Source organism: Leucobacter exalbidus (assembly GCF_017834145.1).
Classification (GTDB): Bacteria; Actinomycetota; Actinomycetes; order Actinomycetales; family Microbacteriaceae; genus Leucobacter; species Leucobacter exalbidus.
Genome location: NZ_JAFIDA010000001.1, coordinates 2,538,891 through 2,564,786 on the forward strand (window position 1 = coordinate 2,538,891; position 25,896 = coordinate 2,564,786).

Below are 25,896 nucleotides of genomic sequence, written 5' to 3' on the forward strand. Positions count from 1 at the left end.
TGCACATCTGAATAGACATTTCAATACCTGAAGGAGAGCATCGTGAAGATTGAACTCGCCACCCTGCGGCAGATTGAGCGCGAGAAGGAAATTCCCTTCGACGAGCTGGTCGAAATTATTGAGCAGGCGATTCAGTCGGCATATCTGCGTCACGCAGAGAACCAGAACCTTCCGGTACCGCGCGAGAGCGACGTACGCGTCACGCTCGACCGCAAGACGGGCGATATCGCAGTGCGTATCCCCGAACTCAACGACGAAGATCAGGTCGTTGGCGAAGCTTTCATTACGACCGATGAGTTCGGTCGCGTCGCATCAAGCGCGGCCAAGCAGGTCATTAACCAGCGTCTGCGCGATCTAAGCGACGACGCAGTGCTGGGTGCTTTCAAGGACAAGGAAGGCCAGATCGTATCTGGCGTCGTGCAGCAGGGTACTAACCGCCGCATGGTGCAGGTTGACCTGGGTGACCTCGAAGCCGTGCTGCCCCCTGAGGAGCAGATCCCCGGCGAGAACTACCCCCACGGCATGCGCGTGCGCGTGTACGTCACGAGCGTCTCAAAGGGCCTGAAGGGCCCGCAGGTCATCGTGTCGCGCACCCACCCGGGTCTCGTGCGCAAGCTGTTCGAACGTGAAGTACCCGAGCTTGCCGAGGGTCTCGTTGAGATCGTTTCACTTGCGCGCGAAGCCGGTCACCGCACCAAGGTTGCCGTGCGCGCGAAGAAGTCGGGCATCAACGCAAAGGGCACCTGCATCGGCGAGATGGGCAGCCGCGTGCGCGCCGTCATGGCCGAGCTGGGCGAAGAGAAGATCGACATCGTCGACTACTCACCCGAGCTCCCCGCGTTCGTTGCCAACGCACTGTCACCCGCAAAGGTGACCGACGTGTTCATGCTGAACGAATCGCTCAAGCAGGTACGCGCGCTGGTACCCGATTTCCAGCTCTCACTCGCGATCGGCAAGGAGGGCCAGAACGCCCGCCTCGCCGCAAAGCTCACGGGCGCAAAGATTGACATCCAGCCTGACTCCATCATGAACGACTAGTTCTGGACTTGAGGGCGCGGGCACATAATGTGCCCGCGCCCCTCTGGTGCGACTCACCTGTGAATAGAAAATTGGGGGAGCTGGTAAGATGGATCCGGTTCGGACCTGTGTCGCGTGTCGCAAGCGTGCCTCACGCGCAGATCTGCTCAGGGTGGTGCTGAGCGAAAATCAACTATTGGTTGATGATCGTGCAGTGTTTCCCGGTCGCGGAGCCTGGGTACACCCCAGCTCTGCATGTTTCGAACAAGCAGTCACGCGTTCGGTATTCGCGCGTGCGCTGCGAGCTTCGGGGAAACCCGACGCTGGCCCTTTAGAGAACAGGCTGAAATTAATCATGGATAACTAATGAGCGGCTCACAATGAGACCCGTCCAATAACTCATGGTTCTCGCCTGTCTGGCGTGAACCCAGACAGGAGAAAAGTGGCTAACCCACGCGTACACGAGATCGCAGCTGAGATCGGTGTCGATAGCAAGGTCGTACTGGCCAAGCTCAAAGATATGGGCGAGTTCGTTAAGGCGTCCTCGTCAAGCGTTGCACCCCCGGTTGCACGCAAAGTAAAGGCCGCACTTGCGGCCGAGGGAGTCGGCTCAACGAGCGACGCCCCCGCAACTTCTAAGCCCGCTGCTGCCGCTGCAAAGCCCAGCACCGCGGCTAAGCCTGCTGCTGCACCCAAGCCCGGCACCGCGCCGAAGCCTGGGATGAAGCCCGGCCCCAAGCCCGCAGCTCGCGCTGAAGCACCCGTGGAGGCAGCACCTGCTGTTAAGCCCGCGGCTGTAAAGCCTGCTGCGGCAAAGCCCGCAGTTGCAAAGCCCGCGGCCGCCAAGCCTGCTGCTGAAGCCCCCAAGGCTGAGGCTCCTAAGGCAGATGCGCCGAAGGGCCCCAAGGCTGACGCGGTCAAGCCCGGCGCTGTTAAGCCCGGTGCCCCCGCTGCGAAGCCCGGCATGAAGCCTGGCCCCAAGCCTGGCGGACCCCGCCCCGGTAACAACCCGTTCGCGTCGAGCCAGGGCATGGGCATTCCCCGCCCGCCCCGTCAGAACAACAACAATGCGCCCGGTGGCGCACCCGGCGCAGGCCGTGGCCCCGGTGGCGGCGCAGGTCGTCCCAGCCCCGGTAACATCCCGCGTCCCGCTCCGCGCCCCCAGGGTGCAGGCGCAGGCGCTGGCGCAGGTCGTCCCGGTGGCGCTGGCCGCCCCGGTGGCGCAGGTCGCCCGGGTGGCGCAGGTCGTCCCGGCGGCGGACCCGGTGCAGGCACTGGTGCACCCGGCGGCTTCGGCGGACCCCGTCCCGGTGGCGGATTCGCCGGCCGTGGCCGTGGTGGTCGTGGCGCTGGTACCGCTGGTGCATTCGGCCGCGGTGGCTCCAAGAGCAAGGCACGCAAGTCGAAGCGGGCAAAGCGGGCAGAATTCGAGATGCGCGAGGCGCCGTCACTTGGCGGCGTAAGCGTACCTCGCGGCAACGGCACGACGCAGATTCGTCTGCGCCGTGGCGCTTCGCTCTCGGATTTCGCTGAGAAGATTGGTACGAGCGCGTCGAACCTCATCACGGTTCTGTTCCACCTTGGTGAAATGGCTACCGCGACTGAGTCGCTCGACGAAGCAACGTTCACGATCCTCGGTGACGAGCTGGGTTACAAGATCCAGGTCGTTTCTCCCGAGGACGAAGATCGCGAACTCCTCAGCGGCTTCGACATCGATATCGATGCCGAGCTCGAAGAAGAGGGCGATGACGTACTTCAGGCACGTCCCCCGGTTGTTACCGTCATGGGTCACGTTGACCACGGTAAGACCCGCCTGCTCGACGCGATCCGTAAGGCAAACGTCGGCGGCGGCGAAGCTGGTGGCATCACGCAGCACATCGGTGCGTACCAGGTTCACACCGAGCATGAGGGCATCGATCGCGCACTGACGTTCATCGATACTCCCGGTCACGAGGCGTTCACCGCCATGCGTGCCCGTGGTGCTCAGGTCACCGATATCGCCATCCTCGTTGTTGCAGCTGATGACGGCATCATGCCTCAGACGATTGAAGCGCTTAACCACGCTCAGTCGGCTGGCGTGCCGGTTGTCGTCGCGGTCAACAAGATCGATAAGGAAGGCGCGAACCCCGAGCGCGTTCGTCAGCAGCTCACCGAATTCGGTCTGTTGTCTGAAGAGTGGGGCGGCGACGTCATGTTCCGCGACGTGTCGGCCAAGAACAACGTTGGTATTGCAGAGCTGCTTGACGCAGTGCTGCTCACCGCTGACGCTGGTCTCGACATGCGTGCCAACCCGAACAAGGACGCACGTGGTGTGGCCATTGAGGCGAAGCTCGATAAGGGCCGCGGCTCGGTTGCTACCGTGCTCATCCAGTCGGGTACGCTGCGCATCGGTGACGCAATCGTTGCCGGTACCGCATACGGCCGCGTACGTGCGATGACCGATGAGAACGGCGATGCTGTTCTTGAGGCCACCCCGTCACGCCCCGTACAGGTACAGGGTCTGTCGAGCGTTCCTCGCGCCGGCGACACCTTCCTCGTTACCGACGAAGACCGTACGGCTCGCCAGATCGCTGAGAAGCGTGAAGCAGCCCAGCGTAACGCTCTGCTGGCGAAGGCGCGCAAGCGCATCAGCCTGGAAGAGTTCACGCAGGCGCTTGAAGACGGCAAGGTTGAGTCGCTCAACCTCATCATCAAGGGTGACGTTTCGGGTGCTGTTGAGGCACTTGAAGAGTCGCTCATGAAGATCGAGGTCGACGACTCGGTGCAGCTGCGAATTCTGCACCGTGGCGTTGGTGCGATCACCGAGTCGGATGTGGATCTTGCCACGATCGACAACGCGATCGTCATCGGCTTCAACGTGCGCCCTGATGTTAAGGCCCGCGAGCGCGCAGCGCGCGAGGGTATTGACATCCGCTTCTACAACGTGATCTACAACGCACTCGACGACATTGAGGCATCGCTCACCGGCATGCTCAAGCCCGAGTACGAAGAGGTCCGTTCGGGCGTCGCCGAGATCCGCGAGGTATTCCGTTCCTCGAAGTTCGGCAACATCGCTGGTGTTATCGTGCGCAACGGTACGATCACGCGTAACGCTAAGGCTCGTGTTATCCGCGACGGTGTCGTGATTGCTGATGGCCTGGCCATCGAGTCGCTGCGCCGCTTCAAGGACGACGCCACCGAGGTCAAGACTGACTTCGAGTGTGGTATCGGCCTCGGTAAGTTCAACGACATCCAGCCGGGTGACGAGATTGAAACGACCGAAATGGTGGAGAAGCCCCGCGCATAATCGCGTAGGGTGCGCCGCAAAGCGCCACTAACTACGAATGGCCGGCCAGTTCTGATGAACTGGCCGGCCATTCGTGTATCTAGACGGAACCGCATCCGTCGTGGGGCCCTGCAGCGCCTGGTATCTGGTGACTGGATGCTGCTGCAGCCTGTCCTCGTATGCAGAAGCGACCTGCGTACAAGACCGCCTAAAACGTACTGAGCCCCAGCCCGCGAATGGGCTGGGGCTCAGAAAGCGCCGGGGTTAGACGTCGAAGCGACGACCCTCGGGCTTTGACGGCAGGATCGTGAATACGAGAACCACGATGCTGCCGATAGAGGTGAGGCTCAGGAGGTAGAACGGGCCAGCAAAGTTGGCGTCGTGCAATCGGCGCCAAGCCGCACTGATGGTGGGGAGCAGCGTGCCGAGCCCGATCACGAGCATCAAAATTCCGCCTACGATCATGAGCAAGACGCCCATGCCGGTGGCGGCATCTGAACCGTCGGAGTCATATGAGTCGTACGAGCCTGAAACGGTTCCCGCGGCGACTATGACCACGCTGATAACGTACAGTGCCATCGGGACCAGCATGATCAAGAACAAGAAGAGCTGTGCCCACCAGTACTCGCTGCGTGACGCGCGACCTTTGAAATTCACGTAGTTCTTAAAGAAACGGCGAATTGCCTGACTAAACGTCGCGCCATACAGCGGGCGAGTGAGGTCATCGGCGTCTGCAGCACCGTTGAACGGCTCACCAACACCGGGTTCGCCGTACACGACGGGAGCCTGCTGGTACTGAGGTGCCTGCTGGTACTGGGGCGGCTGCTGCGCGTACTGCGGAGCCTGCTGCTGGTACTGCGGCTGCTGGTACTGAGGAGCCTGAGGTGCCTGCGGCTGCTGAGGGTTGTACTGCGGCGCCTGGGGCTGCTGGGGCTGCTGAGGTACCTGGGGTGCCTGCGGCTGCTGCGGGTTGTACTGGGGCGCCTGGGGAGCCTGCGGCGCCTGGTCGCCGTTGCCTGGCTGCTCGGGGATGGTCATCATGCGTCCGTTCCGCGGCGCAAAAGCAGCCCGAAGGCTGGGTACTTCTGAAACCGCAAGTTGAATAAGTTACTGCCGTGCATCGTCAATCTTTGCTTACTGCTATCTCATCGTATTGGTTTCGATAGCCCCACGGGGGTGTTCTTTGCACAGAATGTAGGCGATTGCGCGGTACCCTAGATACATGAGTAATCCACGGACCGGAAAGGTCGCCGAGCGCATCCAGCAGATCATTGCTATGCGTCTCGACAAGGGGCTGCGCGATCCGCGGCTCGGCTTTGTCACCATCACTGAAGTTCGCGTGACGGGTGACCTGCAGCACGCAAGCGTGTTCTACACCGTCTACGGCAGCGAAACCGAGCAGAAGGACAGCGCCGCTGCGCTGAAGGCTGCCACCGGCATGCTGCGGCGCGAGGTCGGCAAGCAGCTCGGCACGCGCCTCACGCCCACCCTCGAGTTCATCCACGATGAGCTTCCTGAGTCAGCCCAGCAGATGAGCGATTTGCTGGCAGAAGCGAAGCGTCGCGACGAAGAAGCTGCAGCAATTGCGGCTAACGCGAGCTACGCAGGTGAAGAAGACCCCTACGTCAAGCCCCGCGAAGACGAAGACGCATAGCAACTGACGCACGAGCTACCGCTCGTCGCGCCAGCAGCACTACGGCAGCCTCGCTGCGCCCTCGAACTCGATCATCAGCCCATCGGCGATGAGCGAGTCGTAGGCGCGGCGGGGCTGTTCTGCATCTGCCACCCCGCCATCGGCCGCCGCTGCGAGCGCGGCTTCTGTCGTCACAGTGCCCGGGGTTGCGCGGAGCAAGGCCATGATCCGGCCTCGAATTTGGCGGTCACTTCCCTCGAAGCGCGCCTGCTTCGGGCGCTTCTTGGGGGCGTTATCAGGGTAGCCGGCGCCGCGCCACTCGCACCAGGCTGCGACCGGGCAGCTGTCGCAGGCGGGGGTGCGGGCCGTGCACACGATGGCACCGAGCTCCATCGCCGCGGCATTAAACACCGCAGCCCGCGCCGGATCTTGGGGGAGCAGCGCCTCCATGTCGTCGAGATCGGCTGCCGCGGGCATTCCCGCCGCAGCCTTGCCGTGCACCGCGCGGGCAATGACCCGGCGCGTGTTGGTGTCGACCACGGGGTGCCGGTCGCCATACGCGAAAGCTGCGACGGCGCGAGCGGTGTAGGGGCCGATGCCGGTGAGCTCAAGCAGCGTTTCGACGCTGGTGGGCACCTGGTCGTTGTGCTCGGTGGCGATCTGGATGGCGGCGCGATGCAGCCACAGCGCGCGGCGTGGGTAGCCCAGGCGCCCCCACGCGCGCACCGCATCGCCGGGTTCGGCCGCGGCCAGCGCCGAGGGAGTCGGCCAGCGCTCCATCCATTCGAGCCAGCGCGGCAGCACACGGTCGACCTGGGTTTGCTGCAGCATAAACTCCGACACCAGCACGGCCCAGGGTGACGCGCCGGGTTTGCGCCAGGGGAGGTCGCGGGCAGAGCCCGTAAACCAAGTGTTCAGTGCGCCAGAAAACTCATCGTGATCCATCGTATGCAGTCTATGGTGTGGCTGCGGCCGGGCCTGAGGCCTGGCTGATGGGCCCGGATCATACGGAGCTACTCGCATCTCAAACGCCCGAACGCGGTCAGCCAGGGCCTCGCCAGGTGCCCCCGGGTAGGCTAGTTGGGTGCTGAGTGAACCCGTGCAACTGCCGCCACAGGGCGGGATCCTGTTTGTTGATAAGTCTGAAGGCTGGACAAGCCACGATGCGGTCTCAAAGACCCGTCGCGCGCTCGGCACCCGTAAAGTTGGCCACGCTGGCACCTTAGACCCGATGGCGACCGGGCTGCTCGTGCTCGGTGTCGGCCCCGCAACCAGGCTGCTGACCCATCTCGTGGGGCTCGATAAGTGCTACACAACCACGATTCGCTTGGGCATCTCTACGGTGACCGACGACCGCGAGGGTGACCGGGTTGAGATCGCCGACGAAGCTCTGGTGACCGAGGTTGCCGCCGATCTCGAGCGCATCACCGCGGGGATCGCACGCCTCACCGGCCCGATTGAACAGTCGCCCAGCGCCGTCAGCGCGATCAAGGTCGATGGGCAGCGCGCCTATGACCGGGTGCGCGCGGGCGAGCAGTTCGAGCTGAAAGCACGCCCGGTGACCATCCACGCGTTCGAAGCTGGGGCACCGAAGCTGACCCGCACCGAAGACGGTATTGCGGTGATCGATATTGAAGCCACCGTGCGCTGCTCAACCGGCACCTACATTCGGGCGTTGGCTCGAGATCTGGGAGCTGACCTGGGAATCGGTGGGCACCTGATCGAGCTGCGCCGCACCGAAGTGGGCCCGTTCTCGCTCGAAGGGTCGACCCTGTTTGATGAGCTGCTCGACCGCAAGGTGCGAGCCCTTGAAACTCCCACCGATATTGCGCGCAAGCTGTTTCCGATTCTCGTACTGACCGACGATGAGGCCCGCGACATGGGGCACGGTAAACGCCTCGAGATTGACACAGAGCGCTGCGCCGATGCCGCGCTCGTGGCCGCGGTTGCGGGCGATGACCGCCTCGTGGGGCTCGTTGAAGTGAAGCGTGGGCGCACTCGCGTGATCACGAACTTTCCGACACAGGGGAACGCCGCATGATTACTTGGTTTGCCGTTACCATCATTGCGGTCGCGATCATTGGGGCCGTGACCTGCGTTATTGCGGCGGCCCGGGGTCTCGGCCCCAACGATTACACGATGGGTGCGACGCTGATCGTCGGGCTGCTGCTCGTCGCCCAGATCGTCGTGAGTATCGTCGCTCCCATGACCGGCAACACTGCGGTCGGTGACCCGCTCGAGTTTTGGATGTACCTCATTGTGGCGACTCTGTTGCCATTTGGTGCGGGGTTTTGGGCACTCGTTGACCGCACAAAATGGGCCAACATCGTCCTTGCCGTGGTGCACCTCTCGGCGGCGGTAATGACATACCGCATGTTCGTTATCTGGGGGTAACTGTCAGCCAGTTTGTGTACGTTTCAGACACGTAGGTGTGTCCTAACCCTCAATCAATTCTTGACGGTTTAGAATCTCCGGCTTGACTTGAGCGAATCACAACGGTGTAATTATGGAGTGCCCGCGCATAACACCGAACCAGATAGGAGTCCCCGTTGAGTGAAATACCCCACGCACCGGTTCCCAGTAACTGGTTTGTAGACCCTGTTTACTTGGGCGTACCAGGGGTGCGACCCGAGAATGACGGGCTCACCTGGCAGGGCGATGCGCTTTGCGCACAGACCGATCCCGAAGCATTCTTCCCCGAAAAGGGCGGATCAACCCGCGAAGCGAAGCGCATCTGCGAAAGCTGCGAAGTTCGCTCAGAATGCCTCGACTACGCGCTTGAGAATGACGAACGCTTCGGCATCTGGGGAGGTTTGTCAGAGCGTGAGCGTCGCAAGCTGCGTCGCGACGCAGTGTAACTGCCGGCTACACGCGAAGCCCATCTGCGTAAGCAGCCTGAATCTTCGGCATGGCATCAGGGCACGCACACCAGCGCCCCCTAGACTAAACGCGATATGCGCACCAAAGTAACCGCCATTCTGGTCGCCCAGCGGGGCGGTACATGGCTCGACGAGACCATAGCTGGGATTGCTGCGCAACGCGCAGCTCCCGCAGCGATCATTGCTGTCAACAACGGCGGCGGCGATGCCCTCGCCGCGCAGCTCATAGGAAGCGGCGCAGACCGAGTCGTGGGCATTAGCCAACGTGTCTCCTTCGGCAAAGCGATCGCGCAAGCGGTGGCGGTGGCAGAGGGTGATCGCTCAGGCGTGCGCGCCACGAGCGCCTCCGGCACAGCGGGCTCCGCTGACACGGTCGTTTCTGATGCCGGATCATCGACTTCATCGCTGGCCGACGGCAGCGACCGCAGCGTCGGCATCGAAGACGTCGACAGTAACAGCGCAGACCTCGACAGCGACAATGACAGCGACGACGCTGACACCGTACTTGCTGCAACGGCTGAATCACAGACGAAAGCTGCGACCTCGGCCAGCCCGGTCGCCACGCTCGCCGCCGAAGACACGAACCCGCAGCACGAGTGGCTGTGGTTCTTGAGTGAGGATTCGTGCCCCGAGCCCGAGGCACTCCTCAGCATGCTCAGCCGGGTGCAGCGCGCCCCGTCGGTTGTCGTGGCCGGCCCCAAAATCGTTGACTGGGATGCCCCAGATCGCATTATCGAACTCGGCCAGAGCCTCACGCGCTACGGCGCACGCTGGACCTTGCGCCGGCAAGAGCTCGACCAGCAGCAGTACGACCACATGGAAGACGTGTTGGGCGTCGGCCCCGTCGGCATGCTCGTGCGCCGTGACGTGTGGGAAGAGATGGGCGGCTTCGATCAGGCGCTGCCCGTTTACGATGACGGCCTCGATTTTTGTGTGCGTGCGCGCCTCGCGGGTCACCGCGTCGAGGTGGCCCCCGAAGCTCGCGTGCGGTTTGCCCGCAGCGGCGTCGCTGGCCCCCGCATTGACCGCAGCCGATCGGTGATGCGCGTTGCGCACCGTCAGTCGCGGGCCGCGCACATGCACCGCCGCATCGCCTACGCGCCCGCGCCGTTCGCATTCTTGGCCTGGTTGGGGCTGCCCATCCACGGCCTGTTGCGGGTGCTGTGGGCACTGATTCGCGAGCAGCCGGGTCACATGATCGGCGAGTTTGTTGCCGCACTGTCGGTGTTCTTCAAACCTCACGCACTCCTGTCATCGCGCCGCAAACGCAAACACAGTTCTCGGGTGGGCTGGGGAGCGCTGCGCGACTTGCGCATCGATCCGAAGTCGGTGCGCACCGCGCGCATCATCGACCGCGAAGCGGTGCTGGCCTCCTCGGGCAGGCTGCGCCGTGAGCTGCACTTTATTTCTTCGGGTGGCCTCGCGGTCGTCACCACCGCCATCGTGGCCACGATCGTGCTCACCTGGTGGGCGCTGTCAAAGACCAGCCTCGTGGGCGGCGGATTACTGCCGCTGAGCTCATTCGGCGAGCTGTGGTGGAACACCCACATCGTCGACGGCATCCCCGCCGACCCCTTCACCTGGGTGCTCGCGGTGCTGGGCACCTTAACGTTCTGGAACCCCTCGCACGCCGTGGTGTTGCTGCTCGTCGCCGCGGTGCCGCTGGCCGCTCTCGGCGCCTGGATTTGGGCCGCGGGCCTCACCGAATCGAAGTCGGGCCGCGCCCTGGTCGCCCTCGGCTACGCGTTCAGCCCCGTGCTGCTGGGATCGCTGGCCTCTGGCCGGTTGCCGAGCCTGGTGCTTGCGATCGTGCTGCCGTGGCTGATTCTGGCGGCGTCTCGCAGCCGTGAATCGTGGAGCTGGGCGGGCACCGCCTCGCTGCTGGCCGGTGTTGCCCTCGCGGCAGCTCCCACGCTGATTCCCGCCGCGCTCGTGCTGCTGGTGGCGGGCCTCGTGATTTCGGCGCGCGGTATCGCCCGCGTGCTCACGACCACGATCGTGCCGATCGTATTGTTCGCCCCCAAATTGGTGATGTGCATCGTCGAGGGGCGCCCCCTCGACGTGCTGATCGATCCGGGTGTCGCACTCGCGTTTGAGCCCGGAACCACCTGGCACATGCTGCTCAGCTTCCCCCAATTCGGCCTCGAAGGCTGGGGCGCTATTCTCGACGGAATGGGCTTCGGCGGCCCGCCCGCCACGCTGCTGGTCGGGCTGATGCTCGCCCCGATCGCGGTGATCGCGCTCGCCGGCGCGCTCACCGCCCAGGTGAAGTCGACGATCTTCTTGGCGCTCGTGGGCGGCATGGGCATGGCCACCGCGCTCGCTTCCGACCACCTGCTGCTGGTAGTGGTGGGGGATCAGTCGGTGGGCCTGTGGACCGGGTCTGGCCTGACCGTCTACTGGCTCGCGGTGCTCGGGCTTGCTGGCCTCGGCGCGACCGCGCTGCGCCGTGCTGCGGCGCCCGCGGTGTCGCTCGCCCTCATCGGCGCAGTGATCGCGATTTTGCCCCTGGGCGCGCAGCTCGCCACGGGGCAGGTGCCATTCGCCGCCGGATCAACGCAAATGCCCGCCATTGTGCGCGCTGCAGGCGAGGCCGACCCGGGAGTGCGCACGCTCATGATTGCCGCGCGCGCACCGCACACGGTGGAGGCCGGGTTTGCCGTCGGCGGCGGGCAGCGGCTCGACCAGATCAGGTCGGCCCCCGCAGCGCTGGGCGCCACCGACGCCGATCGCGAGATCACGGCGCTCACCGCCGGGCTCGCGAGCGAGGGCGGCGCTGATATGACCGAGACGCTGCGTGACGCCGGGGTCGGTTTCGTGCTGCTCGAAGACGGCGGCAACGACGTTGAGCGTGCGCAGCTGCAGCGCGTGTTCGACCAGAACCCGGCGCTGGCAGCATCGAGCCAGACCGACCAGGGCCTGCTCTGGCGCGTGCTCGATTCAAAGACCGCGGGCGAGATGCCGGGCGATGTGTCGAAGCGCCTCGACGGCACGTCAATCAGCGGGCACACGATCTGGGTCGGGCAAATCGCGATCTTGCTGGGCATGCTGCTGCTGGCGCTGCCGACGGGCGAGGTCACCTGGCGCCCCGAGCACCGGCGCAGGCAGCCGCGTGCCCCCAAGACGAGGAAGCGTTCATGAACACAAAAAGCTCACCCCTAACGATTGGCATGCGTGCCACGGTTGGTGCGCTCGTCATTGCGGCCGCAACGGCCGCGGTGGTGCTCGTGGGCTCGGTCGAGGTGCCCTCGGCCGTGCGCGAACCGCTCTCGCTGGTCGCCGATACCACCCAGAACACGGCGCGCACCCTGGTGTGCAGCGGCAGCTTTGGTGAGCTGGGGGCTGATCCCGAGCAGGCCGAGGTCGCCGTGCCCACCGGCCCGCCGGTGCTCGCGAGCGCCGGGGCCAAAACCGAAAACAGCTCACTCGAGCGCGCCACCGGCGGCGAAGGTCTGCCCGAGGTGCTGCGGGCCGGCAACACCGAATCTATTGCCGCGGCGCAGCTGCAGCACGTCACCACCGAGAACCTGAGCGGTGCGGTGGCGAGCGCGTGTGCCGAGCCTCTCAACGAGCAGTGGCTGATCGGTGGCGGCACCGACGCTGGAGTCTCGACGACCCTCGATTTGGGTAACCCTGGCAGTGTGCCTGCCTCGGTGCAGATCACCGTCTTTGATGACGAGGGCGAGGTCGACGCGGTGCAGACCGCCGGGGTGATCGTGCTGCCCGGCACTCAGCAGACCATTTCGCTGAACGGCTACGCGCCCGATCGCGCACATATTGCGGTGCGCGTCACTAGCTCTGGCGCCCCCGTCACCGCCTCAATGGGCGTTGCGCAGCGGGTCGGGCTGTCATCGTTCGGCGTCTCGTCGGTTGACCGGCAGGCCGAGCCCAACACCCAGCTCGTCATCGCGGGCATTAACAACGCCGCAGACCACGGCCACGAGGCCACCGATGCGGGCGAGGGCGACCCCTATCCCGTGATGGTGCGCGCGTTTGCCCCCGGCGGCGAAGCGACCACTGTGCGCCTGCGCGCGCTCGATGCCAAGGGTCACGCCACCGACCTGGGTGAGATGAATCTCGCCGAGAACGCCGTCGGCAACTTCAACGTCACGACCTGGCCCGAGGGATCGGCCGCGCTCGTAGTGACCGCCGATGTGCCGGTGATCGCTGCCGCCCTCGGCTCAGCCGAGACGGTGAAGAAGCACGACTATGAGTGGTTCGTGCCGTCACCCGTCATCGCCGCCGGTGAGGTCGTCGATGTGCCAGTGGTGCCCAACGGTACGCTCGTGCTCGTGCACCCCGGCGAGGGCAAGGCCGAGGTCACCATCACCCCGGTGAAGGGGAAGCCGCGCAAGCTGACGCTGTCGCCCGGTGCGACGCAGTCACTCGAGGTCGCAAATGGCTCGACGATCACCGCTACCGCTGACATTTTCGCTGGCGTGCGTTACGAAGAGGGCGCCAGCATTGCTTCGTACCCGGTGCTGCCGCCGAGCCAGCGCGACGGCACGCTGACGGTCTTCACGCGCTAGCGGCGTAGACTTGACCACATGTTTGGATGGGATCGATCTGCGAGGCGTGCTGCGCGCGCTGAACGCGCAAGCGGCCCCGGCGGGGCTGCGGGTGCTGGCGCGACGGGCGCTGCTGGTGGCGGCGCCGGATCGCGGTCTGCGGTGAGCCGCCGACACGATCGGCGCCCGCAGCGGTCGTCGATGACGGGGCCCACACTGCCCGATCCCAATAGCCGATTTAAGCGCTTCGAAACCGATGCCCGCGGCGTCGTTGAACTGCTGCAGGCCCACTTCCCCGAAGAGTTGCACGGCGTCAACATCGGGTTTCAGACGGCGCCCGCAAGCCTGGGCGAGAGCAAGTTTCCGCTGCTGTACTCGATTGATCGCAAGTCAAACACGATCATGATGTTTCGCATGCCGATTCAGCGCGCGCGGGGTTTGCACGTGAACGATGACGAGCACCGCCGCTACTTCGTGCAGCACTGCGTCTACCAGGCCGTGTGCGAATATTTGGGCCGTGAGCCGTGGGAATTGTTGCCCGGCCGGTTCGAACACTACTAACGCGCCGCGCCCACGAAGCGGTAACCGCCGATTGTGAGTTTTTGCAGCCATAATGGGAGTCATGAGCGCGCGCATCTTGGTGGTTGATGACGATAGGGCACTCGCAGAGATGCTGAGCATGGCCTTGCAGGCTGAGGGTTTTGACACAGATCACGCGGCCGACGGCGCTGAAGCGGTCGAACTGTTTCGTGAGGTCAAGCCCGATCTCGTGCTGCTCGATGTGATGCTGCCCAGCCTCGACGGCATTGAAGTGTGCGAGCGTATTCGCGCCGAATCAGGCGTGCCGATCATTATGTTGACGGCCCGCACCGACACCCGCGATGTGGTGCGCGGGCTTGAGGCCGGCGCCGACGATTACGTGGTGAAGCCGTTTAAATCGGCTGAGCTGGTGGCCCGTATTCGTGCGCGGCTGCGCGAACCCTCGCAAGAGGTGAGTGAGACGCTGCGGGTGGGCGACCTGACCATCGACGTGTCGGCGCACGAGGTGCGCCGCGGGTCGCAGCCGATCTCGCTGACCCCGCTAGAGTTTGACCTGCTCGCGATTTTGGCGCGCAAACCCCAGCAGGTGTTCACCCGCGAGGTGCTGCTCGAAAAGGTGTGGGGCTATCAGTACAAGGCCGATACCCGCCTCGTGAACGTGCACGTGCAGCGGCTGCGCGCAAAGATCGAACAAGACCCCGATCGCCCGACGATCGTGACGACAGTGCGCGGCGTGGGGTATCGCGCGGGCACCCCGACCTCGTAACCCGTATGGTTTCGCGGCGCTCACGACTGGGCAGGTGGCTGCGCCGATTGCAGCTGCGCTGGGTGAAATTCTCGCACCCGGTGCTGCGGCCCTTCCGCGTGCGGTGGCGCCGCTCGCTGATGCTGCGCACCATGACGGTGACGGGCATGGTCACCGGCTTCATGATTTTGATGGCCGGCATATTCATCGTCACGAGTGTCAGCGACGACCTGTATTCGTCGCGCCGTGACGCGGCGCTTGAAGACTCGGCCCGTGCCACGCTCGCTGCGCAACGACAGATCGATGCGTCTGACCGGGGCAGTCTCTCAATCTTGTCGGCCGATGTGCGCCGCACTGTGCAAGACACCTCATCGAGTCAGCTCGTCTACCTGCGGCGGCAGCCGGGCCAGGCCTCCAACCCCGAGGCGCCGCCCTCGTCGCGCACCAACGCGATGCTGCCCGAAGCGGTGACCGCCGAGCTCTCGGCCGCGGCCATGGTCGGCGATACGCCGCAGCTGTGGCAGCCTGTCACATTCACCGACGATACGGGCAACCCGGCTCCCGGCATTATTGTCGCCTCGACCCTCACCTTTCCCGCCGGTGCCGGGGTGTACGACCTGTTCATCGGGTACACGCTCGATGACACCCAAGACACCCTCGCGTTTGTGCAGCGCACCCTGCTCGTGACCGCCGCGGTGATGATGGCGTTCATTGGCATTTTGGTGTGGATCATTTCGCGCATCGTGTTTCGCCCGATTCGTGTGGCGGCCAACACGAGTAGGCGACTGGCGGGCGGCGAAGCTGACGCGCGCATGCCGCTGCAAAACGATGTGCACTTTGACACCCTCTCTGAGGGCTTCAACGACATGGCCGACACGCTGCAGTCACGCATCCAAGAGCTTGATCAGCTCTCTGAAATGCAGCAGCGATTCGTGTCTGACGTCTCGCATGAGCTGCGCACCCCGCTCACCACGATCAGGCTGGCGAGCGAGGTTCTTGACTCGGGCTCGGCCGAGCTGGGGGCCGGTCAGCAGCGCGCCATCGAGGTGCTGGGCACACAGGTCGAGCGGTTTGAATCGCTGCTCGAAGATTTGCTCGAAATCTCACGCTACGACGCCGGCCGAGTGATCCTCGACACCGAACCGACAAACATGGTGTCGCTGATCGAAGAGGTGGCCGAGTCACTCAGACCGGTCGCGAACAACGACATCGAAGTGGTCGCGCAGGGCGGTTTCTCGCCGATCGATGTCGACCCGCGTCGCATGCGCCGCATCCTGTCAAACCTCATCGGCAACGCGATCGAACACGGCGAAGAACACCCGATTGTGGTCACCGTGGATTCGAACTCGACCGCGGTAGCGGTGTGCGTGCGTGACTGGGGGATCGGCATGAGCGAGGAGCACACGGTGCACGTGTTTGACCGGTTCTGGCGCGCTGACCCGTCACGCAAACGCACCCTGGGTGGCACGGGCCTCGGCCTGGCGATCGCGCAAGAGGATGCGGCAGTGCACGGCGGCATTCTCGAGGTGTGGTCGCGCCCCGGTGAAGGCACTAACTTTCGGCTCACCCTGCCGCGCGGTGAAGCGGTGCGGGCCTTCGTCTCGCCGCTCGACCTGGTGCCCGAGGGGCAAACCTCAAGTGAGCACGATCAGACTGGACCCGGGCGCTGGCTGAAACGCCCGGCACGCTTGATCCGGAGGGAGAAACGGTGATGCAGCAGCGACGTAGGCGACGAAACGCCAGAACCCCCCTCGCGCGGGTGGCCGTGCTCGCGGTGATTGCGCTGCTCGCTGGGTGCGCCGCGATTCCCGGCGCAGGCAACGTGAAGGTCGGCCTCACCGACCTCGAACAGGCCGAGCAATTTTACCAGTTCACCCCGCAGAGCCCCACCGCCCAGGCCAGCCAAGAAGACATCGTGCGCGGCTTCGTGGCCGCGGCGACCTCGAACGCCGATGACTATGCGGTCGCGCGCGAATTCCTGTCGACCGAATATGCGAACCAGTGGGATCCGTACTACGGCGTGCTGATCGACGAGGGCAGCAGACCGTATCGCGCCGCAGGCGACACCGCCGGTGTGCTCTCGCTCAGTGCGACCGCCAAAGTTGACGAGGCGGGCCAAATGCTGCCCGTTGAACCCGGGCCCGCCACCGATATGCGGTTCGAATTTACGCGGATTGATGGCGAATGGCGCATCGCGTCGGCCCCCAGCGGCATTATTCTCGACAAGAGCATGTTCTTGGCGATCTGGAGCTCGCACCAGCTGTATTTCGTGGGCACCAACGAAATCTTGGTGCCGGTGACGCGCTGGTTTGTGGCCGGCGCTGCGCTCGCCACCGAGATTGTGGGCGCGCTCGTGAGAGGCCCCAGCGAACACATGCGCGAGTCGCTGCACAGCGGGTTTCCCGCCGGCGCCGTGCTCGTCACCAAAGCGGTGCCCGTGCTCGATGGGCGCGCACGCATCGACATGAGCAGCGAAGTGCTTCAGGCGAGCCCGCAGGCGATCGCCGAGCTGCGGCAGCAACTCAAGCTCAGCCTGCAGAGCATTCCCGGCGTGAACGGGTTTGATCTGCTGGTGGAGGGCACCGCGATGAGCGAGCTGGGCGGCGGCATTGAACCCGAGCTGGTGAACGAAATCGCGATGCCCACAGGGCTCATCGACGGGGTGTTTGGGGCCGTCTCTGGGGGCGAACTCACGCCCATGCTCGGCTTCGCTGACCGGGTGGGGGAGCTCGACCCGCAGGCCATCACGCTCTCGATCGACGGCACGCAGATGGCTGTGCTGTCTGAGCCGGGGGTGACGCGTCTCGACGCGGCCGGCAGCGCGCTGCTTGACACCCGAGCCAAACAGATCGCGCCCTCGATCGACGTGTTTGGGTTTCTGTGGACCGCCACGCGCTCGGGCGAACTGCAGGCGCGCGGCGGCGATGGCGTTGCGATTCAGGTGCCGGCGCCGTGGCTTGACGGCCGCAAGGTGGCTGCTGTGCGCCTGGCCCCAGACGGGGCACGCATCGCGGCGCTGGTTGCCAGCGAGGGCGGCGCGCAGCTGCTCATCGCCGGGGTCGTGCGCGACGATCAGGGCACCCCGATCCGCACCACCGACGAAGCCGCCACCGAGCTGTGGGTGACGGGGGATCCGCTCGATTTTGACTGGGTGGGGCCCACGAAGTTTGCGGTGCTCTCGAAGGGGGCGACCGCCACGAAGGTGACGAGCGGCGGCCCTGGCACGTTCAGCACCGAGCAGGGCTCGATTCCGGGTGGGCGCCAGCTCACCGGCGGCGGAGCCTACGCGCAGCTGCGCGTACTCGGCAGCGAAGGCGACCTGTACGCGCCGCAGAACAGCGGCTGGCAGCGCGGCGACTACGACATCGAGGTGCTCGCTAAACGCGGCTGAGGTGGCCGCCGCGAGCCGAGACGTCCACACCAAGCTGAGCTGGTAAGTTATCCACCACTTGCGCGGGGGCCGTCTCGCGCCAGCCCTTTGCGTGCACACTGGGGGCATGGCTGTCACCCCCGCCGCACCGACTACCGCACCGCTCGCCACCACGGCACGCGAGCTGCTCGCTGACCTTGGCGCGCTCGTATGGCCGGTGGCCTGTGTGAGCTGCGGCGCCGCAGATCGGGCGCTGTGCGATCCTTGTCGCACTCGGCTGCGCACGGCGGCGCCCCTCGCATACGAGAGCGTGCTCGCACCGGTGCCGGCGTACGCGCGCGGCCCCTATGCGGGCGAGCTGCGCGCCGTGGTCGTAGCGTACAAACACGAGCAGCGCACCGGGTTCGCCCGCGTGCTCGGTGAACAGCTTGCGCATCCGCTTGTCCGCGCCCTCAGCCACGCCTCCGAACCGCCGCTGCTCATCGCGGCGCCCTCACGCGCGAGCCAGCTGCGAGCCCGCGGGTTTCGACACGTCGACGCGATGATTGCGGCGGCCATGAAACATGATCCGGATCGCGCAACGCTCATGCGTGCCCTCACATCGACCCGGGGGCGACGCAGCCAGGTCGGCCTCGACGCTGCGACCCGCGCCCAAAATGCGGCTCGAATCGCCGTGCGCAGATCGTGCCACGCCCGCCTGCGCGGGCGAGAAGTGATTGTGGTCGATGACATTATGACGACCGGGGCGACCGTGCGCGCGGCCTGCGAGGCCTTGCAAGCTGTGGGAGCGCGCGTGATTGCGGCGGCCGTTCTCGCTTCGGTGTCGTACGAGGGAACGCCCGGAAAATAAATGGAGGTGGCCGCGACATCACTTCGTGCAGTAGCATTCGTGAAAGGCGTAACGGTGCGCTAGAACGGCCCACCCGCCTGAGCTACCTGGGAGGTCACCATGGACGTGAACATCCGCGGCAAGAACGTCGGTATCACTGATCGTTTTGAAGACTATGTCGGTACCAAGTCTGAGAAGGTGGCTGGCCTGCTGCCTAAAGCTCAGAAGTTCGAGGTGAAGGTTTCTCGGCTTTCTGACAAGAGCCCGCAGCACGGCGACGTCGTAGAAATCACGCTCGTTGGCCCCGGCCCCGTGATTCGCGCAGAGTCGTTCGGCGGTGACAAGTACACCGCATTCGATATGGCATACGGCCGCGTGCTCGAGCGCATTCGCCGCATGAAGGACCGTCGCCATGACCGTCGTGGCGCAGGCCGCACCTCACTGGGCGACGCCGCCGCAGCCGGGTTCGAAATGGTCGACGTCACCCCTGCACCGCTTGAGGTGCTTGAAGCTGTCGCAGCCGGTGTCGCGCCCCTCGTGACCGAGACCGAAGAAGAGATCTACTCGCCCGTGGTGATTCGCACCAAGGAGTTTCCGGCCGAAAGCCTCAGCGTGGACGACGCCGTCGACCAGATGGAGCTGGTCGGGCACGACTTCTTCCTGTTTGTCGAAACCGAATCGGGGAAGCCGAGTGTGGTGTACCGCCGCAAGGGCTGGAACTACGGTGTGATCTCGCTCGCTGAGTAGCGAGCACACCAACACACAGTGAATTCGAAGTGACGTGGGGGCGGCCAACTGGCCGCCCCCACGTTGCATTTGCGGCCGATTTGAGGCGCCAGCACGACATTTCACCCTCAGCGCAACTTGCGTCTATATAGGGGCTATCCAGCCGGGAGGGCAGTTTGCATTGCTAAGCTGGTGACTTGTCACGATTCGGCAACGAAGGTGACCTAGCGATGCGGCTCGATTCCCCGGGCACAACTTACAGGAGTGACAACGTGGCAACAGTTCTCGAGAAGCTGCTTCGCGTCGGCGAAGGCCGCACGCTGCGAAAGCTTGAGCGTCAGGCGAAACTCGTCAGCGACCTCGAATCATCGTTCGCCGATCTGAGCGACGAAGAATTGCGTGACGAAACCAAAGAGTTTCGTGCGCGACTAGCGGCGGGCGAGACGCTCGACGACCTACTTCCTGAGGCATTTGCTGCGGTGCGCGAGGCTGCGCGCCGCACCATCGGCCTCCACCCGTTCCCCGTACAGGTGATGGGCGGTGCAAACCTCCACCTGGGCAACATCTCTGAAATGAAGACTGGTGAGGGTAAGACGCTCGTCGCCACCATGCCGGCCTACCTCAATGCCCTCGCAGGCAAGGGTGTGCACGTGGTGACGGTGAACGATTACCTCGCGAGCTACCAGAGCGAGCTCATGGGCCGCATCTTCCGCGCGCTCGGCATGACCACCGGTTGCATCGTGTCGGGCCAAGACCCCGCCACCCGTCGCACCCAGTACGAAGCAGACATCACCTACGGCACGAATAACGAGTTCGGCTTCGATTACCTGCGCGACAACATGGCTTCAACGGCAGAAGAGCGTGTGCAGCGTGGCCACTTCTTCGCCGTCATCGATGAGGTCGACTCGATTCTGATCGATGAGGCGCGTACGCCGCTCATCATCTCGGGCCCTGCCTCGGGCGACGCAAACCGCTGGTTTGGCGAGTTCTCGCGCATCGCACGCAAGATGAAGGTCGGCGTTGACTACGAAGTCGACGAGAAGAAGCGCACCATCGGTGTGCTCGAACCGGGCATCGAAAAGGTCGAGGACTACCTCGGCATCACGAACCTGTACGAATCAGTAAACACCCCGCTGATCTCGTTCTTGAACAACTCGCTCAAGGCCAACGCCCTGTTCACCCGCGACAAGGACTACGTCGTGTTGAACGGCGAGGTCATGATCGTTGATGAGCACACCGGCCGCATCCTCGCCGGGCGCCGCTACAACGAGGGCATGCACCAGGCCATCGAGGCGAAGGAAGGCGTGCAGGTCAAGGCCGAGAACCAGATGCTCGCCACCGTCACGCTGCAGAACTACTTCCGTCTCTACGAGAAGCTCTCGGGCATGACGGGTACCGCCGAAACTGAGGCGAGCGAGTTCATGTCAACGTACAAGCTCGGTGTGGTGCCGATTCCGACGAACCGCACCATGCAGCGCAAGGACCAGCCCGACTTCGTGTTCAAGAACGAACAGGCGAAGTTCCAGGCCGCCGTTGACGATATCGCTGAGCGCCACAAGAACGGTCAGCCGGTACTCGTGGGTACCACCAGCGTTGAGAAGAGCGAGTACCTCTCGCGGCTGCTCGCCAAGGCTGGCGTGCGCCACGAAGTGTTGAACGCGAAGAACCACGCGCGTGAAGCCGCGATCATCGCGCAGGCTGGTCGCCTCGGCAGCGTCACCGTTGCCACCAACATGGCCGGCCGCGGTACCGACATCATGCTCGGCGGCAACGCCGAGTTCCTCGCCGTGCAAGAAATGGCTGCGCGCGGGCTGTCCACCGAAGACGATTCAGACGCCTACGAGGCCGCCTGGGACGACGTGTTCGCCGCGGTGAAGGAAACCGTGGGCACCGAAGCCGAGAAGGTTTCGGCGGCAGGCGGACTGTACGTGCTCGGCACCGAGCGCCACGAGTCACGCCGCATCGATAACCAGCTGCGCGGCCGTTCAGGCCGTCAGGGTGACCCCGGCGAGAGCCGCTTCTACCTGTCGCTCGCTGACGACCTGATGCGCCTGTTCAACTCGGGCGCCGCTGCGGCCCTGATGAACCGCGACAGCTTCCCCGACGATCTCGCGATCGAGTCGAAGGTGGTGTCACGTGCCATTCAGAGCGCACAGAGCCAGGTCGAAGGCCGCAACGCCGAGATTCGCAAGAACGTCTTGAAGTATGACGATGTGCTCGACCGTCAGCGCAAGTCGATCTACGGCGACCGCCAACAGATCCTTGACGGCGAAGAGATCGAAAGCCGTATCTCGTCGTTCCGCGAGTCAACGATCGACGCGATCCTCGACTCACACGGCGGCACCGGCGAAGACTGGGATTTCGACGCGCTGTGGGCTGACCTCAAGCAGGTCTACCAGGTCGGCATCACCGTTGACGAGCTGCTCGCCGAGGCCGGCACCTCGAAGGTGGATAAGTCATTCTTGCGCCGCGAAATCTTGTCTGACGCCGAGGTCGCGTACACGAACCGTGAAGAAGCGCTCGGCACTGAAGCTATGCGCGAGCTCGAGCGTCGCGTCGTGCTCGCCACGATCGACCGCCGCTGGCGCGATCACCTCTACGAGATGGAATACCTCAAGGAGGGCATCGGCCTGCGCGCGATGGCTCAGCGCGATCCGCTCGTCGAGTACCAGCGCGAGGGCTTCACCATGTTCTCGGGCATGATGGGTCAGATCAAGGAGGAGTCCATGGGGCTGCTCTACAACCTCGAGGTTAAGGTTCGCCCGGCCGAGGGTCCCCAGGATCACGTCCACCTTGAGGGTGGCGGGCTCGAAGATACCAAGAGCCCCGACACGGCAAAGCTCACCTACAGTGCACCCGACGAAGATGGTGCACCGGCTCAGAGTGGCGCGGCTGGAAAGAAGACGCGTGGCGCCTTCGGCCAGCAGACCGACGGCGGCGAAGTGGGCGAGCCTCAAAATCGCGCCGATCGTCGCTCCACCAAGAAGAAGTAGAAACGCACACACCTAGAAACGGGTGCTTCGCTCACGCGAAGTTGCCGGGAGAATCACATGGCTAACGAATCTAATACTCGCCTCACCAAAAACGAGCGACGTGCCCAGGCGCGTGAACAGGCTCGCATTGCACGCGAGCAGGAGAAGAAGCGCGAGAAGCGCAGCCGGCTGTTCCTCCAGGGCGGTATCGTCCTGGGTGTGCTCGCCGTGCTCGCAATCGTGGGCCTCGTTCTCACGCAGACCATGAAACCCGCGGGCCCCGGCCCCGAGAACATGGCCTCGGGCGGCGCGGTGTTCACGAAGGACCTGAAGGTCGTTGAGACCGGCGCACTGCAGCCCGACACCGAGCGCGTTGCGCCCGAGGTTGACCGCAAGGAGCTGCCGCTCGATGTGACCACCTACGTGGATTACATGTGCCCGGCGTGTGGTGCGTTTGAGCAGCAGTACGGCACCATGCTCGAGAACTATGTGGGCTCGGGCGACATTAACCTGCAGGTCTTCCCCATCAACTTCCTCGATGGCACCTCGAAGGGTACGAAGTACTCGACTCGTGCAGCGAACCTGTTCAGCTGCGTGGTTGAGCAGGACCCCGACGTCGCGTTCAAGCTGCACAATCGTCTGCTGAGCGCAGAGGTACAGCCCGCTGAGGGCACCACCGGCCTCACCGATGAACAGCTGATCGATCAGGCGAAGGAAGCTGGCGCCGAGGTCACCACCGAGCTGAAGCAGTGCGTGAAGGACAAGACGTTCGCTGGTTTCATCGATGGTAACTGGAAGCAGGTCAGCGAGACCGGTCTGCTGGGTCTTGCCAAGGGCGAGCTGATGCTCAGCGCAGATGGTGTGAACTTCCAGGCCGAAGGCCCGCAGCGTTTGCAGTCAACCCCGACCGTGATCGTCAACGGTAAGCAGTGGAACCAGGCTCGCGATGGCGACCTCGAGTCCTACCTACTGAAGGTCAAGGGCGAGTTCGAACAGAAGGCCGATTCTGAGAAGTCGACCAAGTCCTAGTAGACTAGTCAGGATGGCCACGCGAGTGGCCGTCCACATGCCGCCTTAGCTCATCTGGTAGAGCAGCGCCCTTGTAAAGCGCAGGTGATCGGTTCGAGTCCGATAGGCGGCTCCAAATAATTTCATGCTCCGCGCCCGCGGTTTTCGTGGCGGGTACGGCCTGCTGTGTCGGTGACCTGCGCGCGACGCGCCGTCACCGTGTTTTTCGTCACCTGCGCCGCGGGTAGCCCGTCAACACCGTAGTGTGGTGGTCGTGCGTGCAAAATTGAGGGTCTGGGCAGCGCTAGTGGGCTCGGGGCTCGCTGGCGTGCTGGTGGCGTTGCAGTCCCGTATCAACGGCGGGCTTAGCCAACACCTGGGCAATGGGTTTGTGACCGCGGCAGCATCGTTTGCCTCGGGGCTACTCATTTTGAGTATTTTGATGGTGTGCTCCCGGCGTGGACGGCGCGGGCTCACCCTTTTGAAAGCCGAAGTGAAGTCGAAGCGGCTGCCCGTGTGGGCGCTGTTTGGTGGGGCTGGCGGGGCACTGTTTGTGCTGAACCAAGGGCTCGTGGCACCCATCACCGGGCTCGCCCTGTTCACCGTCGGCATTGTCGCGGGGCAAGTGCTTGGCGGCCTCGTGCTCGACCGGGCGGGGCTCGGGCCTGGCGGCCGCATCGATCCCACGCTGCCACGCGTGCTGGGTACCGCGCTCGCGGTCGTCGGCGTCATCGTCTCGGTGGGCACCGGCGGCGGCTCAGTCGTGTGGCTCGTGATCTTCCCCGTGATTGTGGGCGTGGGGGTGGCCGGCCAGTCGATGGTCAACGGGCTGGTGCGCGCCGCAGCGCACAGCGCGCTCGCCTCAACCTTCATGAACTTCATCGTGGGCACCACGCTGCTGGTGTTCTTCGCGATCATCTCGGTCGTGGCCACGGGCTGGCCCACCGCTTGGCCCACTGAGCCCTGGTACTACCTCGGCGGCGCGACCGGCACCATCTTTATTGCTATCGCGGCGATGCTCGTGCGTACCGCAGGTGTGTTGCTGCTGAGCATGTCAAACGTGGCCGGCCAGCTGATTGCCGCGGTGCTTTTCGAGAACGCGACACCGCTCGCGGGCGGCCTCTCAACCGGCATGCTGATCGGATCTGCCGTAGCGCTGTTGGCGGTGGCCGTGGCCGCACTGCCGTCGCGTACGCGCGGCACACAAAAATAAGCCAGCGCTGCACCGTGCCCCAATAGGGCACGGTGCAGCGCTGGCTGAGCGACCTCGATTAGAGCGCCGACAGGTGCTTCTGCAGGTCAAGCGGTTTGCGCGGCTTCTCCTGATCCTTGCGGCCCGGCACCGAACCCACGTAGAGCCAACCGAGTAGATACTCGTGCTTCTCGAGCTGGTGCGCGCGGTGTACCGCGCGGCTGCGGGTGTGTGATCCGGTGCGCCAGATCACGCCCCAGCCCGCTTCGTCGAGCATCAGGGTGAGGAAGTGGGCGACACCTGAAGCGACCGCCTCCTGTTCCCACTGCGGCACTTTGCTGCTGTCGCGGGGGCTCGCGACGATCGCGATCACCAGGGGAGCGCGGTGCGCCTTCTTGATGAGCTTCTCGGCATCGCGCGCATCGGAGGCCTTGGCGAGAGCCTCGCCCAAAACTGTGCGGGCCTCGCCGCGCAGCTCGATGAGGCGCCAGGGGCGCAGCCCCGAATGATCGGCGACGCTTGTCATCGCGGCGACGAGCTGCGAGAGCTCGTCATGCGATGGCGCCGGATCAATGAGTTTCGAGTGCGACCTACGTCGCACCAGCGCTTCGAGCGCCTGGGTCACGCCTCGTCCTCGGGCGTGAAGCCGAGCGCGAGGGAGTTCATGCAGTAACGGTTGCCGGTGGGAGTGCCAAAGCCGTCGGGAAATACGTGGCCGAGGTGCGACCCGCAGTTGGCGCAGCGCACCTCGGTGCGCATAGTACCCATCGACATATCTTCGATGTACTCAACGGCGCCCTCGCGCACGCTCTCGTAGAAGCTGGGCCAGCCGCAGCCCGAGTCAAACTTGGTGCCCGCGATGAAGAGCTCATTGTTGCAGCCGCGGCAGGTGTAGAGACCTGCGCGCTCTTCGTTGAGGAGTTCACCGGTGCCGGGGCGCTCGGTAGCCGATTCGCGCAGTACGGCGTACTCGGCGATGCCGAGTCGGTCGCGCCACTCGTCTTCGCTGAGCTGGAACGGGTAGTTATTCGTGTTGTCTTCGTGTGCCACGGTATGCCTCCTCGACATGGTTCGGCCCCAGTCTACGCGCGTGGGTTGTTAGGCGTAGGGGAGCCTCATGGGAGCTTTCTGGGCGACACATTGCCGCAAATGTGGCAGCCAACTTGCAACATCTGATGATATTCGTCAGACTATTAGATGGTGCTCTTTGGT

The 25,896-nt window shown here is 64.3% G+C and carries 22 protein-coding genes and 1 tRNA gene; 19 read left to right on the forward strand and 4 right to left on the reverse strand.

Annotation, left to right across the window (positions count from 1 at the left end; all coding sequences use genetic code 11):
- Positions 1 to 42 precede the first annotated feature (42 nt).
- From nusA to infB, 3 genes are all read left to right on the forward strand, one after another.
- Positions 43 to 1,038 (forward strand): transcription termination factor NusA, encoded by a 996-nt coding sequence (gene nusA / locus JOF28_RS11520; protein ID WP_209705876.1) that lies wholly within the window; start codon positions 43 to 45, stop codon positions 1,036 to 1,038.
- Positions 1,039 to 1,126: 88 nt separating this feature from the next.
- On the forward strand, positions 1,127 to 1,384 hold the full coding sequence (locus JOF28_RS11525; protein ID WP_209705877.1) for a YlxR family protein: 258 nt from the start codon (positions 1,127 to 1,129) through the stop codon (positions 1,382 to 1,384).
- 75 nt (positions 1,385 to 1,459) lie between these two features.
- A complete protein-coding gene (infB, locus tag JOF28_RS11530) occupies positions 1,460 to 4,303 on the forward strand; it encodes a translation initiation factor IF-2 (RefSeq protein WP_209705878.1) in 2,844 nt (947 codons plus the stop codon).
- 243 nt (positions 4,304 to 4,546) lie between these two features.
- Here the strand turns inward: infB and JOF28_RS11535 are convergent, their stop codons facing one another.
- Entirely contained in the window at positions 4,547 to 5,323 is a 777-nt protein-coding gene (locus JOF28_RS11535) for a DUF805 domain-containing protein (RefSeq protein ID WP_209705879.1), read from the reverse strand.
- A 181-nt stretch (positions 5,324 to 5,504) separates the two neighbouring features.
- On the opposite strand from JOF28_RS11535, the gene rbfA reads away from it, so the two are divergent.
- Positions 5,505 to 5,936: a 30S ribosome-binding factor RbfA gene (rbfA, locus tag JOF28_RS11540; protein ID WP_209705880.1), complete on the forward strand. Its 432-nt coding sequence runs from the start codon at positions 5,505 to 5,507 to the stop codon at positions 5,934 to 5,936.
- A 39-nt stretch (positions 5,937 to 5,975) separates the two neighbouring features.
- Here rbfA and JOF28_RS11545 read toward each other — a convergent pair whose 3' ends face one another.
- Positions 5,976 to 6,860, reverse strand: a complete 885-nt coding sequence (locus JOF28_RS11545; RefSeq protein ID WP_209705881.1) for an A/G-specific adenine glycosylase — start codon at positions 6,858 to 6,860, stop codon at positions 5,976 to 5,978.
- A 139-nt stretch (positions 6,861 to 6,999) separates the two neighbouring features.
- On the opposite strand from JOF28_RS11545, the gene truB reads away from it, so the two are divergent.
- The 15 genes from truB (at position 7,000) to JOF28_RS11620 (ending at position 24,705) form a co-directional block, all read left to right on the forward strand.
- Positions 7,000 to 7,956: a tRNA pseudouridine(55) synthase TruB gene (gene truB, locus JOF28_RS11550; RefSeq protein ID WP_209705882.1), complete on the forward strand. Its 957-nt coding sequence runs from the start codon at positions 7,000 to 7,002 to the stop codon at positions 7,954 to 7,956.
- A complete protein-coding gene (locus tag JOF28_RS11555) occupies positions 7,953 to 8,309 on the forward strand; it encodes a hypothetical protein (protein ID WP_209705883.1) in 357 nt (118 codons plus the stop codon). The genes truB and JOF28_RS11555 overlap by 4 nt, the downstream gene beginning before the upstream one ends.
- A 155-nt stretch (positions 8,310 to 8,464) precedes the next feature.
- The gene (locus JOF28_RS11560; RefSeq protein WP_209705884.1) at positions 8,465 to 8,773 is read left to right on the forward strand and encodes a WhiB family transcriptional regulator; all 309 of its coding nucleotides are present in this window, start codon (positions 8,465 to 8,467) and stop codon (positions 8,771 to 8,773) included.
- 96 nt (positions 8,774 to 8,869) lie between these two features.
- The gene (locus JOF28_RS11565) at positions 8,870 to 11,935 is read left to right on the forward strand and encodes a glycosyltransferase (RefSeq protein WP_245189952.1); all 3,066 of its coding nucleotides are present in this window, start codon (positions 8,870 to 8,872) and stop codon (positions 11,933 to 11,935) included.
- Positions 11,932 to 13,323, forward strand: a complete 1,392-nt coding sequence (locus tag JOF28_RS11570; RefSeq protein ID WP_209705885.1) for a DUF5719 family protein — start codon at positions 11,932 to 11,934, stop codon at positions 13,321 to 13,323. Before JOF28_RS11565 ends, JOF28_RS11570 begins: the two co-directional genes overlap by 4 nt.
- Positions 13,324 to 13,341: 18 nt before the next feature.
- Positions 13,342 to 13,863, forward strand: a complete 522-nt coding sequence (locus tag JOF28_RS11575; RefSeq protein ID WP_245189953.1) for a metallopeptidase family protein — start codon at positions 13,342 to 13,344, stop codon at positions 13,861 to 13,863.
- 61 nt (positions 13,864 to 13,924) lie between these two features.
- Positions 13,925 to 14,608, forward strand: a complete 684-nt coding sequence (gene mtrA, locus JOF28_RS11580) for an MtrAB system response regulator MtrA (protein ID WP_209705886.1) — start codon at positions 13,925 to 13,927, stop codon at positions 14,606 to 14,608.
- A 62-nt stretch (positions 14,609 to 14,670) separates the two neighbouring features.
- On the forward strand, positions 14,671 to 16,299 hold the full coding sequence (mtrB, locus tag JOF28_RS11585) for an MtrAB system histidine kinase MtrB (RefSeq protein ID WP_342452162.1): 1,629 nt from the start codon (positions 14,671 to 14,673) through the stop codon (positions 16,297 to 16,299).
- Positions 16,299 to 17,978 carry an LpqB family beta-propeller domain-containing protein gene (locus JOF28_RS11590; protein ID WP_209705888.1) on the forward strand — a complete coding sequence of 560 codons (1,680 nt, stop codon included), beginning with the start codon at positions 16,299 to 16,301 and terminating at the stop codon, positions 17,976 to 17,978. Before mtrB ends, JOF28_RS11590 begins: the two co-directional genes overlap by 1 nt.
- Before the next feature lie 106 nt (positions 17,979 to 18,084).
- The gene (locus tag JOF28_RS11595; protein WP_209705889.1) at positions 18,085 to 18,807 is read left to right on the forward strand and encodes a ComF family protein; all 723 of its coding nucleotides are present in this window, start codon (positions 18,085 to 18,087) and stop codon (positions 18,805 to 18,807) included.
- A gap of 99 nt (positions 18,808 to 18,906) precedes the next feature.
- Complete coding sequence (gene hpf / locus JOF28_RS11600; RefSeq protein ID WP_209705890.1) at positions 18,907 to 19,533, forward strand: ribosome hibernation-promoting factor, HPF/YfiA family; 627 nt, start codon at positions 18,907 to 18,909, stop codon at positions 19,531 to 19,533.
- 251 nt (positions 19,534 to 19,784) lie between these two features.
- Complete coding sequence (secA, locus tag JOF28_RS11605; RefSeq protein ID WP_209705891.1) at positions 19,785 to 22,505, forward strand: preprotein translocase subunit SecA; 2,721 nt, start codon at positions 19,785 to 19,787, stop codon at positions 22,503 to 22,505.
- A gap of 57 nt (positions 22,506 to 22,562) precedes the next feature.
- On the forward strand, positions 22,563 to 23,513 hold the full coding sequence (locus tag JOF28_RS11610; RefSeq protein WP_209705892.1) for a DsbA family protein: 951 nt from the start codon (positions 22,563 to 22,565) through the stop codon (positions 23,511 to 23,513).
- A 39-nt stretch (positions 23,514 to 23,552) separates the two neighbouring features.
- Positions 23,553 to 23,628: transfer RNA gene (locus JOF28_RS11615), tRNA-Thr, on the forward strand.
- 138 nt (positions 23,629 to 23,766) lie between these two features.
- A complete protein-coding gene (locus JOF28_RS11620) occupies positions 23,767 to 24,705 on the forward strand; it encodes a DMT family transporter (RefSeq protein WP_209705893.1) in 939 nt (312 codons plus the stop codon).
- A 58-nt stretch (positions 24,706 to 24,763) separates the two neighbouring features.
- Here the strand turns inward: JOF28_RS11620 and JOF28_RS11625 are convergent, their stop codons facing one another.
- Both JOF28_RS11625 and msrB read right to left on the reverse strand, forming a co-directional pair.
- Positions 24,764 to 25,309 (reverse strand): nitroreductase family protein, encoded by a 546-nt coding sequence (locus tag JOF28_RS11625; RefSeq protein WP_209705894.1) that lies wholly within the window; start codon positions 25,307 to 25,309, stop codon positions 24,764 to 24,766.
- Entirely contained in the window at positions 25,306 to 25,734 is a 429-nt protein-coding gene (gene msrB / locus JOF28_RS11630) for a peptide-methionine (R)-S-oxide reductase MsrB (RefSeq protein ID WP_342452163.1), read from the reverse strand. The genes JOF28_RS11625 and msrB overlap by 4 nt, the downstream gene beginning before the upstream one ends.
- Positions 25,735 to 25,896 lie beyond the last annotated feature (162 nt).

Excerpts from the sequence above, each read along its gene's own strand:
- JOF28_RS11565 (WP_245189952.1), top strand. The coding sequence starts at position 8,870 with ATGCGCACCAAAGTAACCGCCATTCTGGTCGCCCAGCGGGGCGGTACA.
- JOF28_RS11575 (WP_245189953.1), top strand. The coding sequence starts at position 13,342 with ATGTTTGGATGGGATCGATCTGCGAGGCGTGCTGCGCGCGCTGAACGC.
- mtrA (WP_209705886.1), top strand. The coding sequence starts at position 13,925 with ATGAGCGCGCGCATCTTGGTGGTTGATGACGATAGGGCACTCGCAGAG.
- JOF28_RS11525 (WP_209705877.1), top strand. The coding sequence starts at position 1,127 with ATGGATCCGGTTCGGACCTGTGTCGCGTGTCGCAAGCGTGCCTCACGC.
- JOF28_RS11610 (WP_209705892.1), top strand. The coding sequence starts at position 22,563 with ATGGCTAACGAATCTAATACTCGCCTCACCAAAAACGAGCGACGTGCC.
- JOF28_RS11545 (WP_209705881.1), bottom strand. The coding sequence starts at position 6,860 with ATGGATCACGATGAGTTTTCTGGCGCACTGAACACTTGGTTTACGGGC.
- JOF28_RS11555 (WP_209705883.1), top strand. The coding sequence starts at position 7,953 with ATGATTACTTGGTTTGCCGTTACCATCATTGCGGTCGCGATCATTGGG.
- hpf (WP_209705890.1), top strand. The coding sequence starts at position 18,907 with ATGGACGTGAACATCCGCGGCAAGAACGTCGGTATCACTGATCGTTTT.
- rbfA (WP_209705880.1), top strand. The coding sequence starts at position 5,505 with ATGAGTAATCCACGGACCGGAAAGGTCGCCGAGCGCATCCAGCAGATC.
- JOF28_RS11535 (WP_209705879.1), bottom strand. The coding sequence starts at position 5,323 with ATGATGACCATCCCCGAGCAGCCAGGCAACGGCGACCAGGCGCCGCAG.
- JOF28_RS11595 (WP_209705889.1), top strand. The coding sequence starts at position 18,085 with ATGGCTGTCACCCCCGCCGCACCGACTACCGCACCGCTCGCCACCACG.
- JOF28_RS11570 (WP_209705885.1), top strand. The coding sequence starts at position 11,932 with ATGAACACAAAAAGCTCACCCCTAACGATTGGCATGCGTGCCACGGTT.
- JOF28_RS11590 (WP_209705888.1), top strand. The coding sequence starts at position 16,299 with ATGCAGCAGCGACGTAGGCGACGAAACGCCAGAACCCCCCTCGCGCGG.